Origin of the sequence: Desulfobulbus alkaliphilus, from assembly GCF_016918545.1 — a bacterium.
Classification (GTDB): Bacteria; Desulfobacterota; Desulfobulbia; order Desulfobulbales; family Desulfobulbaceae; genus Desulfobulbus; species Desulfobulbus alkaliphilus.
Genome location: NZ_JAFFQC010000009.1, coordinates 59,525 through 72,539 on the forward strand (window position 1 = coordinate 59,525; position 13,015 = coordinate 72,539).

The 13,015-nt window shown below is 50.5% G+C and carries 12 protein-coding genes, 2 tRNA genes and 1 pseudogene; 9 read left to right on the forward strand and 6 right to left on the reverse strand.

Translation table 11 applies throughout. The annotated features are described in order from the left end of the window. Positions 1 to 52: 52 nt before the first annotated feature. The 3 genes from JWG43_RS06645 to JWG43_RS06655 all read right to left on the reverse strand — a co-directional run bounded on the left by JWG43_RS06645 (position 53) and on the right by JWG43_RS06655 (position 2,047). Entirely contained in the window at positions 53 to 1,087 is a 1,035-nt protein-coding gene (locus JWG43_RS06645; protein ID WP_205242045.1) for an HNH endonuclease family protein, read from the reverse strand. A gap of 16 nt (positions 1,088 to 1,103) precedes the next feature. After that, positions 1,104 to 1,412 (reverse strand): hypothetical protein, encoded by a 309-nt coding sequence (locus JWG43_RS06650; RefSeq protein ID WP_205242046.1) that lies wholly within the window; start codon positions 1,410 to 1,412, stop codon positions 1,104 to 1,106. A gap of 251 nt (positions 1,413 to 1,663) precedes the next feature. Then, positions 1,664 to 2,047 (reverse strand): hypothetical protein, encoded by a 384-nt coding sequence (locus tag JWG43_RS06655; protein WP_205242047.1) that lies wholly within the window; start codon positions 2,045 to 2,047, stop codon positions 1,664 to 1,666. 422 nt (positions 2,048 to 2,469) lie between these two features. Here JWG43_RS06655 and mduS point away from each other — a divergent pair. The 3 genes and pseudogenes from mduS to JWG43_RS06670 all read left to right on the forward strand — a co-directional run. Beyond that, positions 2,470 to 3,129 (forward strand): annotated as a pseudogene (gene mduS, locus JWG43_RS06660) (methyltransferase domain-containing selenoprotein MduS); the annotation flags it as partial. 54 nt (positions 3,130 to 3,183) lie between these two features. Next, a complete protein-coding gene (locus JWG43_RS06665; RefSeq protein ID WP_205242049.1) occupies positions 3,184 to 4,905 on the forward strand; it encodes a DUF262 domain-containing protein in 1,722 nt (573 codons plus the stop codon). A gap of 483 nt (positions 4,906 to 5,388) precedes the next feature. Beyond that, positions 5,389 to 6,213: a Fic family protein gene (locus JWG43_RS06670; RefSeq protein ID WP_338033243.1), complete on the forward strand. Its 825-nt coding sequence runs from the start codon at positions 5,389 to 5,391 to the stop codon at positions 6,211 to 6,213. A gap of 61 nt (positions 6,214 to 6,274) precedes the next feature. Here JWG43_RS06670 and JWG43_RS20035 read toward each other — a convergent pair whose 3' ends face one another. Then, positions 6,275 to 6,505, reverse strand: coding sequence for a hypothetical protein (locus tag JWG43_RS20035; protein WP_338033247.1), 231 nt, complete (start codon positions 6,503 to 6,505; stop codon positions 6,275 to 6,277). Here JWG43_RS20035 and JWG43_RS06675 point away from each other — a divergent pair. The 3 genes from JWG43_RS06675 to JWG43_RS06685 all read left to right on the forward strand — a co-directional run bounded on the left by JWG43_RS06675 (position 6,404) and on the right by JWG43_RS06685 (position 9,121). Next, entirely contained in the window at positions 6,404 to 7,384 is a 981-nt protein-coding gene (locus JWG43_RS06675; protein ID WP_338033246.1) for an ISAs1 family transposase, read from the forward strand. The genes JWG43_RS20035 and JWG43_RS06675 overlap by 102 nt on opposite strands. A gap of 193 nt (positions 7,385 to 7,577) precedes the next feature. Beyond that, on the forward strand, positions 7,578 to 8,630 hold the full coding sequence (locus JWG43_RS06680) for a helix-turn-helix domain-containing protein (RefSeq protein WP_205242051.1): 1,053 nt from the start codon (positions 7,578 to 7,580) through the stop codon (positions 8,628 to 8,630). After that, entirely contained in the window at positions 8,627 to 9,121 is a 495-nt protein-coding gene (locus tag JWG43_RS06685) for a PIN domain-containing protein (protein ID WP_205242052.1), read from the forward strand. Before JWG43_RS06680 ends, JWG43_RS06685 begins: the two co-directional genes overlap by 4 nt. 606 nt (positions 9,122 to 9,727) lie before the next feature. On the opposite strand, the gene JWG43_RS06690 is transcribed toward JWG43_RS06685, so the two are convergent. Together JWG43_RS06690 and JWG43_RS06695 are read right to left on the reverse strand one after the other, a co-directional pair. Continuing rightward, a tRNA-Ser gene (locus JWG43_RS06690) sits at positions 9,728 to 9,820 on the reverse strand. A gap of 20 nt (positions 9,821 to 9,840) precedes the next feature. Further along, positions 9,841 to 9,926 (reverse strand) — tRNA-Ser (locus JWG43_RS06695). Between the two features lie 59 nt (positions 9,927 to 9,985). Between JWG43_RS06695 and JWG43_RS06700 the strand changes: the two genes are divergently transcribed. The 3 genes from JWG43_RS06700 (at position 9,986) to JWG43_RS06710 (ending at position 12,951) form a co-directional block, all read left to right on the forward strand. Continuing rightward, a complete protein-coding gene (locus JWG43_RS06700) occupies positions 9,986 to 11,557 on the forward strand; it encodes a sigma 54-interacting transcriptional regulator (protein ID WP_205242053.1) in 1,572 nt (523 codons plus the stop codon). Beyond that, a complete protein-coding gene (locus JWG43_RS06705) occupies positions 11,558 to 12,130 on the forward strand; it encodes an epoxyqueuosine reductase QueH (RefSeq protein ID WP_205242054.1) in 573 nt (190 codons plus the stop codon). It begins immediately after the preceding gene. A 137-nt stretch (positions 12,131 to 12,267) separates the two neighbouring features. Continuing rightward, positions 12,268 to 12,951, forward strand: a complete 684-nt coding sequence (locus JWG43_RS06710) for an XTP/dITP diphosphatase (RefSeq protein WP_205242055.1) — start codon at positions 12,268 to 12,270, stop codon at positions 12,949 to 12,951. The last annotated feature ends 64 nt before the right edge of the window (positions 12,952 to 13,015 follow it).

The window sequence follows — 13,015 nt, forward strand, 5'->3', positions numbered from 1 at the left end:
ATCGACCTACAGGACGGAAACCCGAGCTAAATGTTATTCCAATTTTTCATAGCTAGAATGTTGGCGAACCGCTGGATTTTGGTTGCCATTTCGATGTGACAGTCACAGAAGCGCAATTATATGCATCTTGAAGAAAGGCAACTCTGTTCTTTTCGGTAAAACCAGTTTGCACCATAAGTGTTTCTCTTAACGGGTGGTGACTTTGAATCAAATATTCATTTCTTTTATGCAATCGTTCTAAAAAATTCAAAGTGGGAATCCTGTCAAATTTTCCTGATTCACCCCTATTGCATTCTTTGCAAGATAAAACAAGGTTTGCAACACCGTCAATTGGCTTGTATTCAGTGCATAGCTTCAATTTATGAGGGAAAAAGTGATCAACATCAACAGAGTCAAAGCCGAAGTTATTAATCATTATTTCTTTAAAACAGTAAAAACATTTTCCTTTTTGATATCCATTTAAAGCATCACGAGCTGAAGTGACAGTTATTCTTCTCGATGAGGAATGATTAACTTCAAATATCTTATTTTTTTTATTATAATCAATGCTTAAAACTTTAGTCGGTATTTTTAAATTCCATGCAGTTTCAACAAGACGCCAACGGGCTTCGGTTTCACTGATTAAATCTTTAAAAATTCCTGATTCTTTGAGTTTAAAAAAATTATCAGTGAGTCTAATCCCACCATTTGGTTTTCTTTCATCTAAAAAAAATCTATGAGGGATCTCGTTTCCGTGTACATTATGAAATGCGTCAATAACATTTTGAAACCCAAGTTTAACTGTTTGTTCTATAAGCTCATTTTTTGAAATTTCGTTCTTGTTAAATGCCAAGCAAGAATTGAGAAATCGACTATTGCCAAAGGTTCCTTGTTTCTCGCTGTGTGACAGGTGCTCTGTAAGATGTTTTGAAAAATGGATTGCCAGATCATCTAGTTTTATCAACTCTTGAGATGAATTGAGATCATAAAGGCTTTTGGCGAGAGCGAATTTATATGAAGCTGAATTTTTTCCAAACAATATAATGGCACGCCAATAGTTATCAAGGGTAGGTGTTATTTCATAAAAATTTTGAGTTCTTTTAGTCATTTAATTGAATAATGCTTTAGTTACACTCGGGGTGATACTTGGAATCGGCATACCCTTTGAGGTGGGCGATTTTAGGAAGGTCAAGGAACTCGAGTCGAAAAACTTTTCCGTTTTTGGGTCCGGATTGCAATGCCAACTCCGGTGTGGGGCTGGCATAGGCGGAAAACCTTCGGCAGGGAAACGTGAGCGGTCTTTGCCACTCCCATAAATTATCAACGATGTACGGTACGTTACCAGGCGGGCGCATCGTTTCTTTCGAGGAGAACAACAAGTCTTTTTGCTCGTCTCGCAATACTACCGATCGATATAATTGCAGTTTTTTCATGCTGTCCTTACGGGTTAAGTGGGATTTGCTTGAACGGTTCCATGGCCAGGGGCATCATTGCAACAGGCTCCTTGAGCATCCATCTCGATGAGAGGTGAGATTGGTCAGGAGCAGCTGAAGGGCGCGTGACGGCGACAAGCGAAGCTGAGCTACGCTTTCGCGTTATGTGTTTCTGCATGCATTGTACGTTTCCGATCGAGCGAATGCAAGTGATGCCGGCGGCTGCTGGAACTTGACTGGATGCCAAAGGCTTACAAGGGTATCAGCCGATACCCTTCCTCTGCCTCGAAAAATATTTCCGCGGTGGCATCGGGGAGCAAATCGTCGTGCAGGTCGATCAGTTCGACATCCTGCCAATAGGACACCATGGATGCCAGTTGCTCCTCGATTGTCTGCAAGAGAAGGTTATCCGCAAACAAAGAATCGATTTCTTGTTTCCTGAGACACGGCAGCCACAGTTGGCCCATCTGTCCTTTTGTTTGCGGGTCAAGTTCCAGCCAGTTCGCCCCGGTGGCTTCATTGAACATGGTGAAGAGCGCTGTACGTAAACCGGCACATTCAGGGTGCTGCGCGGAATGCGCGTACCCTTTGAGCTGGGCAATTTTCGGGTGCACCAGAAATTCGAGTTGATACACCCTGCCTCCTAAAGGGCCTGGTTATGTTGCACTCAGAGCAAGAGGAGAAAAAAATTTCGTCAGCAGTGGAGAATTAAATGAGCTGCCCAAAGGGGGGAAGTCAGTGCTGAAGCAGCTGGCAATTCCCGTCCCCACAAATTTCTTGGACTCCAGAATGCCAAAAAACATACTCCAATAACGTAGACACACGCGAAAATCGCCGCCCCTCGTCCTGAGACTTGCTCTGCGCCGGGGCACCGATTTCAGGCTGAAAACCCCAGTCTGAAAAAAAAACAGGTAAGTGTCATTGTGCCGTAAAAAATGCTCAAGGGCGCTGATGCCTTGCCGACGTTCACCAGGTGGTGGAAAAATTTAAAACGTATTGAAATAACTTAAAAAATATTTATCCTTGCTCCACACCGTGGTCAGAGGGAGAAGATATCATGAAGTTGATGCAAAAAGTAGAGGCGGGACAAAAAACTCATTGGAATGATATGTTTACCCAAAATCCGGCCTTCTTTGGAGACGAGCCGAGTGGTTTTGGCCGGAGTTCTCTTGATCTGTTTCGGAATGAGGGCGTGCGGTCGGTTCTGGAATTGGGCTGTGGTCAGGGGCGTGACACTTTCCTGTTTGCCCGCAACGGCCTTGGGGTGACCGCTTTGGACTATTCTGAAATCGCCGTTTCAATCGTAAAGGAAAAAGCTCACACAGCCGAACTTGCCTCCCGTATTCACGCGCAAACTCATAATGTGAAAAAGCCGCTACCATTTCCTGATAGTTCATTCGATGCCTGCTATTCGCATATGTTGCTGTGCATGGAGCTATCTACCCTTGAAATCAGCTTTATCCTGCGTGAAACGCATCGTGTCCTCAAGCCGGGCGGCTTAGTGGTCTATTCAGTACGAAGTAACTTTGATAAGCAATTCCGAACAGGGATTCATCTTAGCGAAGACATGTACAAGATTGGCGGCTTCGTCATTCATTTCTTCACCGAAGAGAAGATAAAAAAAATGGCGATGGGCTATGATGTATTGGAAATCGAACGTATTGAGGAAGGCAGTTTGCCACGGGATCTTTTTGTGGTCACGCTGCGTAAGGCCGCTTGTCTTGAACTGTCATCTCCCTTGAGTCGGCCTGGAGGCTAAGGAGGATTGAAAATGGCATCAATGAATTTCAATACGACCAACTCCACGTTTCGACAATTGCTTGGGAATGGTCTCAGCTATCGGGTTCCCCCATTTCAGCGTGATTACTCGTGGTCAGAAGATGAGTGGGATGATCTTTGGCAAGATATTCTCGGCTTGTTCGAAGCAGACGGCGAACCGGCTCATTACATGGGGTACCTTGTGGTGCAGACCTCGGATAGTAAGCAATTTGATATTATCGACGGCCAACAGCGAATAACCACCATGAGCGTTATGGTTCTTGCTGCCTTGGGGCATCTTCAGGAACTGGCAGCAGCCGGATTGGATGCCGAAAACAACGCCAAGCGAAAGGAGCAGTTCCACAGTAGTTACATCGGGTATTTGGACCCGGTAAGTCTGGTGCCTCGTTCCAAACTGGAGTTGAACCGTCACAACAACCGTTTTTATCAGACCTATCTGGTCCCATTGGAAAAACTGCCCCAGAGGGGGTTGAATGCCTCCGAGCATCAGTTGAGAAAAGCTTTTAACTGGTTCAAAGAGCGCATCAAGTCTCGCAGCGGGATGACCGTCACCAGCGGCAAGGAATTGGCCGCTTTTCTGGATGGGCTGGTTGACAAGCTCTTTTTCACGGTCATTACCGTGACTGATGAACTGAATGCTTTTAAGGTCTTTGAAACCCTCAATGCCCGAGGTGTCCGCCTGTCGGCAACCGATCTTCTGAAAAACTATTTATTTTCTGTCATCAGTACCCAGAATACTCACGAGACAGAACTGAAATCCCTGGAGGATCGATGGGAGCGCATTGTCGGCCTGCTTGGCAGCGAAAGTTTCCCCGAGTTCCTCCGCCTATTCTGGAACAGCCGCAGTAAACTGGTGCGGAAGTCGGATCTTTTCAAAACTATACGACGACGGATCACCACTCGCGATGCAGCCTTTGAACTATTGCGGGACCTCGATCATTCGGCAGCAATTTATGCGGCTCTTCGCGATCCACAAGACCCGTTCTGGAACAACGTTGAAAAGCACGCTCTCGAGCAATTAATGATGTTCAACGTGCGTCAACCGTTGGCCATGCTGATGGCCTGTCATGCCAAATTTTATGAACCTGAAAGAGCCTCTTTTACGCGAATATTGGAGGCTGTAACGGTCGTGTCGTTCCGTTACAACGTCATCTGCAATCTCCAGACACATGAGCAGGAGCGCCTGTATAACGACATCGCCTGGAAGGTGTCCGGAGGAACCTACTCACGACCCTCAGGGGTGATTACAGCTTTGCGGGATGTTTACCCCGATGACAATCAATTCAAAGCGGCTTTCACTGAGAAAGAGTTGCGAACCACCAATTGTCGCAATAAGAAAGTAGTGCGTTATATCCTCTTTGAGATAGAGCGGCAACGTTCTGGCCGAGATTTTGATTTCGAAAGCGCAACCTACAATTTGGAGCATATCCTTCCGGAGCACCCCTCCGAATCTTGGTCTTACATAGATGAGCCCAAACAGGATCGCTCAATCTATCGTCTTGGAAATATGACGCCCCTTGAAACCAGTAGAAACCGCGATCTGGGTAATGGAGATTACGCCTGCAAACGACAGGTGTATATGCAGAGCGGTTTTCAGATAACCAGGGCGGTTGCTGAACACTACGACAGCTGGGATGATCAAAAAATCGAGGCCAGGCAACGGCAGCTGGCGAACGTTGCCTCTGGAATTTGGCGCATTGAGTTTGGAGGTTGAAGTGTACTTTAATCGAACGGTCACAGACAATATAGCTGACGCACGGACGAACGCTTACGCGCGAAGCCTGGGGTCAGATCTTGAATCTTGAATCATCTGGAAAAGTTAAGTTAAGTTCATCTTGATTAAATTATGGAACCCGGCTCCTCTCGCTCACATTCTCGCAGGCTGGGGTTTTCGGCTTGAAATCGGAACCCCGGCGCAAAGCCAGTCTCGGCGCGGCTTGACGAGGGGTGGCGATTTTCGCGTGTGTCTACGCTATTGGAGTATGTTTTTTGGCATCCTGAAGTCCAAAAACTGTGTGAGGACAGGGAATTGCCAGCTGCTTCAGTACCGACTTCGCCCCCTTGGGCAGCTCATTTAATTGGTAAAAATGGTGTCTGGGCGTAGCGAACTCCGTGGCCTGGATTTTTTGCAATATGTTTCGGATCCGGGACCAGGGCATGCCGCATTCTGCCGGAACGGCGTGATGACTGGCGCGAGGTGCAGAATTACGTTCGGGCCATGAACACGGCCATCGAGGAGTTAAAAAGCCTGCCTCTCTCCCTGCGTCTCTTGCGGCACACCCATGAAATTCTGATGAGTGGTGTTCGGGGCGAGCGCAAGACTCCCGGGGAGTTCCGTCGCAGCCAGAACTGGATCGGCGGAGCGAGCCTTGCTGATGCAGCTTTTATTCCCCCGCACCATGAGGACATGATGGATCTTTTGAGCGATCTGGAAGCCTTCTGGCATAACGACAATGTTGCTGTCCCGCACTTGGTCCGCTGCGCTCTAAGTCACTATCAGTTTGAAACCATTCACCCGTTTCTGGACGGCAATGGCCGCATCGGTCGCCTTCTGATCACGCTCTATCTGGTCAGCCACGGGCTGCTCAGCAAACCATCCCTCTATCTTTCCGACCATCTGGAAAAGCATCGCGGCTCCTACTACGATGCCCTGACCCGTGTGCGAGAATCCAACGACATCGGCCATTGGGTGCGTTTCTTTTTACAAGCGGTGGTTGAGACCGCAGAGAGCGGCAAAAGAACTTTCCAGCGTATTTTGTCACTGCGGCAGGATCTTGACGCTGAAATTCTTAAACTGGGCCGCCGGGCGGAGAATGCTCAGCAACTGATTTTCTATCTCTATGGGACGCCGACCATCACCGTCAACAGGGCCATGGAAATACTGGGCACCAAATATGTACCAGCCAACAGCTTGATCGCGTCTTTGGTGGAGATGGGTGTGCTGCAGGAGGTTACCGGGTTCCAGAGAAACCGGATTTTCATACTTCGACGTTATATGGATATTTTCAGAGATGGAAATTAAAATAAGCCATACCTTATTGTAGTTTTCATGGCTGAAAATATAATAAGAACTTTTGTGTGTATTATTTTAATCCTGAAAACGATACCACGAAGCGAAGTTGCTGTGTTGAAGACCTGTTAAAGCTCTGCTGGGGCAATTCTTTATCATTGCCATCTGCGGCATGCTTTGTGGAAGTGACGATTGGGTTGGCATCGAAGCCTTCGGGAAGGCGAAGCACGAATGGTTTAAAACGTTTCTCGAATTGCCCAACGGTATTCCTTCCCACGACACTTTCGGCCGAGTATTTTCCCATATCGATCCGAAACATTTCCAGGAATGTTTTCTGGGGTGGATACAATCAGTGGCGAAAATCTTTGCCGGAGAAATTATCCCGATTGATGGAAAAACAGTACGAAGATCACATGATGCCACCGCGGGCAAGGCAGCTGTCCATATGGTCAGTGCCTGGGCCGCGGGCAACGGCCTCGTACTTGGCCAGGTAAAAACTGATGAAAAATCAAATGAGATCAAGGCAATACCTGAGCTGTTGAGGCTTCTCGACCTTAAGGGGTGCATTGTCACCACCGATGCGATGGGATGTCGGAAAAAAATTGCCAAACAAATTATTAACCAGGGAGGCGATTATGTTCTTGGCCTCAAAGGCAATCAAGGTTCCTTGCTGACAGCGGTGGAGCAGGTCTTCGCTCAAGCCGGCGAGGAAGAATTGAACAGTGCCAAATTTGACTTTTTCATGACGGAAGAGAAAGGGCATGGACGCCATGAAATCCGTTTCCATTATACAACGAACTTTGCCAATACCCCGATAGCGCAAGAGTGGAAAGGGCTCAAGACAATCGGCATTGTTGTCTCCAGAAGGGAGGTCAATGGGAAGCAAAGCGAAGAACATCGGTATTATATCTCCAGTCTGGAAAACGATGCAAAAGGTTTTGCCAAGGCAATCCGTGCCCACTGGGGCATTGAAAATTCACTCCATTGGGTTTTGGATGTGGCCTTCCGCGAGGATGACTCAAGGGTTCGCAAGGGGCATGCCCCTGAAAATCTGGCCGTATTGAGACATATAACCCTCAACCTCATCCGCCAAGAGAAAACGGCCAAACTCGGCGTGAAGAACAAACGACTCAAGGCGGGGTGGGACAACGACTACCTCGCTAGAGTTTTGTTCGCGCAGTAATTTTGATGCGATTGCCCTGCAGTAAGGCATTGTCGTCTTTTCCTTGTACGCTTGCAGGTTCTGGGTTGTGGCGTTTTTTCTTGAGGCTTTCATATTAAATGATGTGACTTCCAGCAATTTACTGGCCGATAAAGAACCTCAAGGTTGACAAAATCATATACAATTGTACATTTGTCAACCAGGGGGTACCGCTATGAAAGATGAATTCGGCAAACGATTGTTGTCTGCCCGCAAAATGGCGGGCATGAGCCTTGAGGCATTGAGCCAGGCCACCGGATCACTGGTGAGCAAGCAGGCAATCAGCAAGTATGAAAAAGGTAAAGCCTCTCCTGGCAGCGAGGTGTTGATCGCGCTGGCCAGAGCCCTTGGCGTTAAGGTCGATTACTTTTTCCGCTCGTCGCAGGTGACGATTGAGGGTTTGAGTTTTCGTAAGAAAACCCGCCTTGCTGCCAAAGAACGGAACCGTATCACCTATCAGACCATCGAGTTTCTGCAAAAATATCTCGAAATTGAGCAAATTTTCAACATCGGCCATGAGGCAAATATTCCCATCGCAAGAAAGCGGATCAAAACCCGGGAGGACATCGAACAGGCGGCGGCAGAGATCCGCAGGAGCTGGAACCTGGGTGAAGGCCCCATCCCACAGTTGACCGAATTGCTCGAGGATCATGGCTTCAAGATCTATGAGGTCGAGGGGGACGAAAACTTTGCCGGGCTCTCGGGCTATGCGTCGGGGATTCGTATTCCGGTTATTGCAGTTTCCAGGGGTGGGGATTGTGTGCGGAAACGGTTCACCATCGCCCATGAACTGGCGCACCTGTTGCTTAACTTCAGTGACTGCGAGGAGAAGCACCACGAAAAGCTCTGCCATGCCTTTGCCGGTGCCTTGCTGTTGCCGGAGAGTGTCATCAGAGAAGAACTCGGTGAGATACGGAAAAAAGTCACCCAGTGGGAACTGAAGAAACTGAAAGGCATCTATGGCATTTCCATGCAGGCTATCATGGCCCGGGCGCATACTCTCGGTATTATCGACGATCAGAGCTATAGGATGTTCAGTATCTATGTCAGTATAAACGGCTGGCGCAAGGATGAGCCGGGAGAGTATTCGGGCAAGGAAAGAGCCAATCGCTTCAAGCAGCTGGTTCTCCATGCGGCGGCTGAGCAGGTTATCAGCTACAGCAAAGGGGCGGAGCTACTGGGGCTTACTCTTGGCCAATTTGAGCGGGAAATTCACATCGTTTCATGATCTTCCTGGTCAATGATGCCAACATCCTGATCGATCTGCTTAAACTCGATCTTCTCGATGCCTTCTTTCGCATGGAATATGACTTTCAGATCAGCGATTTGGTGCTCAATGAGGTACAAGAGGAGAACGTCGATGATCTGGATAGTTATCTTGAGACGAACGTGCTGACCAGGCAGACGTTCACCTTTGCTGAATTAGGCGACATTGGGGACCTTTATGATCAGTACCCGGCATTGTCGATCGCCGATTGTTCGTGTTTGTATCTGATAGAGAGGCTTGGAGCCAGACTGCTTACAGGCGATGGGGCTCTACGTCGCACCGCAGAACTCCGAGGGGCCACGGTGCATGGCGTGCTCTGGGTGCTGCAAGAGCTGGTTTTACGCGGTCACCTCACATCTCGTGAAGCTCATGGCAAGCTCAGCCGACTGATGGAGTTGAACCAGCGATTGCCTATGAAGGAGTGCCAACGTTTGCTGCGTAAATGGCAATAGCCTGGAATACCCTTATGACAGCAAAACAAACCAAAAATATGAGTCCATATCATGGGTTCAGCGACAAGCGAGGAGGGCAAATCTTCCCCGGTCGCATGCGGTTGAATGCATTTAATTTCTATAAAAATTACAGCTGCTTATACTTATTTTTCCGTATGGTTAAATATAACTCAATATAAGAGAGGAAGCATGGACCGGATACAAGACCCTTTTTTTCTCGGAGCAGGAACTCCACCGCACGATTTGGCTGGCCGTGGCGATATGTCGTGTGTTGATCGATGATTTCAATCTTGAATTAAACACACCTACAGGGTACAGTCACAAATTTGTGACTTTTTTTCAGGAAAAGGGAGCTCGCTTGACAATTTTCTCATAAGCTGCCTTTCTCAGGGTTTTATGGAGTTCAGGCGTGGACCAGGTGACCGACTCTTGCCGGTGCTCTTGTCGGCTGGGTACCGGATGTGGTGTTCAAGCGATCGGTTGGGCGAGTATGGCCGCGGGCGGCACGGTTGGGTGGATTCGTCGCCATCTTTGACAAGCGGCGGAGGGACGTGTTGCTTGCAAAGAAAAAGACCCCGGACACATCGCATGTCCGGGGTCGATATATGGCGGAGAGAGAGGGATTCGAACCCTCGGTGGAGTTTAACCCCCACACTCGCTTAGCAGGCGAGCACCATCGGCCAACTCGGTCATCTCTCCTTGTACATTGTTGTGGTGTCTGGCGGAGGGAGTAGGATTCGAACCCACGGTACTTTCGTACAACGGTTTTCAAGACCGCCGCCTTAAACCACTCGGCCATCCCTCCTTAAGCCGATGTAGATACCATTTCAAAAGAATACTGTCAATACACTGATCATCAGAAGCATGCAAGCAGACACAGGTTCGCAGACAAACGGGCAGGATCAGGAGTTTCGCAATCTTTCCTGCCTGTATGAAATCACCAGACACCTGGCTTCCGCCACCAGTCTCCAGGAGTGTCTTGAGAAAATCGTCCAGACCCTTGCCGAATTGAAAGAAATGGACAACGGCACCATTTCCATCATCAACCCGACCACCGGGGAACTGGAGATCGAAGTCGCCCATGGCATCACCGCCGAGGCCAAGCGGCGGGGGCGATACAAACTGGGGGAGGGGATCACCGGCAAGGTGGTGGCCACCGGGGAGCCGATCATTGTTCCGCAGATCGGCGATGAGCCGTTATTCCTGAATCGGACCAGAACCCGGGGCGATGAACGGAAAAAGAAGAGTTCTTTTCTGTGCGTTCCTATTATCGCCGCCCAACAGACCCTCGGCGCTCTCTCCATTGACCGAATGTACAGGGAGGGCTTCGGGTCTGAGTCTGAACATGACATGCGCTTTCTCACCGTGGTCAGCGGTCTGATCGCGGAAACCGTGCAGCGCATCCAGCGGGTCAACGAGGAAAAAGAAGCCCTGCGGCAGGAAAACTCCAAACTGCGACGCGAGTTGTCCGCCAAGAATCGCATCGATGAGATCATCGGCAATTCCTCGCGGATGCAGGAGGTTTTCGACATGGTCCATCGGGTGGCGGATTCCAACGCCACCGTACTTCTGCGCGGTGAATCCGGGACCGGCAAGACCCTGGTGGCCAAGGCCCTGCACCATAATTCCGGGCGGGCCGCCGGTCCCTTTGTCGTGGTCAACTGTTCGGCGCTGCCGGAAAGTCTGCTGGAGAGCGAACTCTTCGGTCATGAGAAGGGGGCCTTCACCGGGGCCACCGAGACCAAGAAGGGGCGGTTCGAGCTGGCCGAGGGCGGCACCCTGTTTCTCGACGAAATTGGTGAAATCAGCCCGGCTGTACAGGTCAAACTGCTCAATGTCATTCAGGAGCGCACCCTGCAGCGACTCGGGTCCGGGAAAATCATTGCCACCAATATCCGGCTGGTGGCGGCTACCAATCGCGACCTGGAAGCCGCGGTCAAGGAGATGGCTTTTCGGGAGGATCTGTATTACCGGCTCAATGTTTTTCCTGTCTATCTGCCGCCCTTGCGGGAACGGCGCACCGATGTCCTCCTGCTGGCCGAGTATTTCCTGGAAAAATACGCCCAGGAGAACAATAAACAGATTAAGCGGATCTCCACCCCGGCCATCGATCTTCTCGTCCAGTACCACTGGCCGGGTAATGTCCGCGAATTGCAGAACTGCATGGAGCGGGCGGTTTTGATCTGCGACGGGTCCGCGATCATGTCCATCCATCTGCCGCCTTCCCTGCAGAGTCCCGACAGTCTGCAGACCGACAAACCACTTTCCCTGGCCACGGCGGTTGAAAATTTCGAGCGGGAACTTATTGTTGAGGCGTTGAAGAAAAGCAACGGTAACCAGACCAAGGCCGCCAAAATCCTGGCCACCAGTCTGCGCATCATCAACTACAAGATCCACAATTATGGTATAGAGCCGAAGCACTTCAAGGTCAAATAAATGCGGATCCTGCTGCACATCTGCTGCGGGCCCTGCGCCCTGTACCCGATCCGGCAGCTCCGCCAACAGGGGCATGCGGTCACCGGCCTGTTTTACAATCCCAATATTCATCCCTACCAGGAGTTCCGTCGCCGCATTGAGGCGGTGAAGATATGCAGCGAGAACTGGGATTTTCCGGTCGACATTGACGAGGACTACGGCCTCGGCCACTATCTGCGCCAGGTGGTCTTTCATGAAGAGGAGCGCTGTTCCCTGTGCTATGCAATGCGCTTGCGGCGGACAGCGGCAGCCGCGGTCGCCGGGGGCTTTGAGGCCTTCACGACCACGCTGCTCTATTCCCGGTACCAGAATCACCAGTTGCTGGTCGAACAGTGCGAGCAATGGGCCCGAGAGTACGGCAGCCGTTTTTATTACCAGGACTTCCGTCTCGGCTGGCAATGGGGGATTGATCAATCCATGGCCATGGGACTCTATCGCCAGCCCTATTGCGGCTGCATATACAGTGAACAGGAACGGTACGACAAGCGGTTGCGCAAGGCCCGCGCCAAGGCCAAGACTGCGGGGGGCGGATGAGCGCCTTTTGCAGGGTCCTGCACCCGACATTTTTCTGACCGGTCAACGGGTCCTCGTCCCTGCGCGTCGTTCCTGGGGACAGGCAGCCACTTCTTCTGATGTATCGATCGTCGTCCGTAGCGACAAGGAGCAATCTCATGGACAATATTATTGTGCTGGCCACCGGCAACAGCAAAAAGCTAGAGGAAATCAAAGACCTGCTCAAAGAGTTCCCGGTTGCCATCAAATCGCTTGCCGATTTCGGGCCCATGCCCGAACCGGTTGAAGATGGGGCGACCTTTGATGATAACGCCTACAAAAAAGCCCTCCATTACGCCAAGGTGCTGGGACTGCCCTGTCTGGCCGACGATTCCGGTCTGGTGGTGGACGCCCTGGATGGTCGGCCCGGGGTCTACTCGGCCCGCTATGCCGGTCCAGGGGCGACAGATTGGCAGAATAGTGAAAAAGTATTGCAGGAAATGGCGGGAAAGGAAAATCGAGCCGCCCACTTTGTCTGCGTTCTCTCCCTGGCAACCCCGGGTGGACCGGCCCTGACCTGGGAAGCGCGCTGTGACGGCGAACTCACCACCGAGCGCCGGGGTGAATCCGGATTTGGCTATGATCCGATCTTTTTCTTTCCGGAACTGGGCAAAACCTTTGCCGAGATCTCCATGGAAGAAAAAAGCCGAGTCAGCCACCGGGGCCGCGCCCTGGCGGAGTTTGCAGGGGAGTTCGAACAGGTCCGCACCTGGTTGCGGCAACGGATGGGAGAGATAAAACCGCCCAAACCGGACCATAGCCAGTTTGAGCATAATGACTGGTCGCAGGAACGCATGGTGTGAGCTGTAGACGAACACAGGCAGGCCATTTTGCACGGAAGCGGCTGCCGCATGGAAAAATTCGCGC

Excerpts from the sequence above, each read along its gene's own strand:
- JWG43_RS06645 (WP_205242045.1), bottom strand. The coding sequence starts at position 1,087 with ATGACTAAAAGAACTCAAAATTTTTATGAAATAACACCTACCCTTGAT.
- JWG43_RS06650 (WP_205242046.1), bottom strand. The coding sequence starts at position 1,412 with ATGAAAAAACTGCAATTATATCGATCGGTAGTATTGCGAGACGAGCAA.
- JWG43_RS06665 (WP_205242049.1), top strand. The coding sequence starts at position 3,184 with ATGGCATCAATGAATTTCAATACGACCAACTCCACGTTTCGACAATTG.
- JWG43_RS20035 (WP_338033247.1), bottom strand. The coding sequence starts at position 6,505 with ATGGGAAAATACTCGGCCGAAAGTGTCGTGGGAAGGAATACCGTTGGG.
- JWG43_RS06680 (WP_205242051.1), top strand. The coding sequence starts at position 7,578 with ATGAAAGATGAATTCGGCAAACGATTGTTGTCTGCCCGCAAAATGGCG.
- JWG43_RS06685 (WP_205242052.1), top strand. The coding sequence starts at position 8,627 with ATGATCTTCCTGGTCAATGATGCCAACATCCTGATCGATCTGCTTAAA.
- JWG43_RS06700 (WP_205242053.1), top strand. The coding sequence starts at position 9,986 with ATGCAAGCAGACACAGGTTCGCAGACAAACGGGCAGGATCAGGAGTTT.
- JWG43_RS06705 (WP_205242054.1), top strand. The coding sequence starts at position 11,558 with ATGCGGATCCTGCTGCACATCTGCTGCGGGCCCTGCGCCCTGTACCCG.
- JWG43_RS06710 (WP_205242055.1), top strand. The coding sequence starts at position 12,268 with ATGGACAATATTATTGTGCTGGCCACCGGCAACAGCAAAAAGCTAGAG.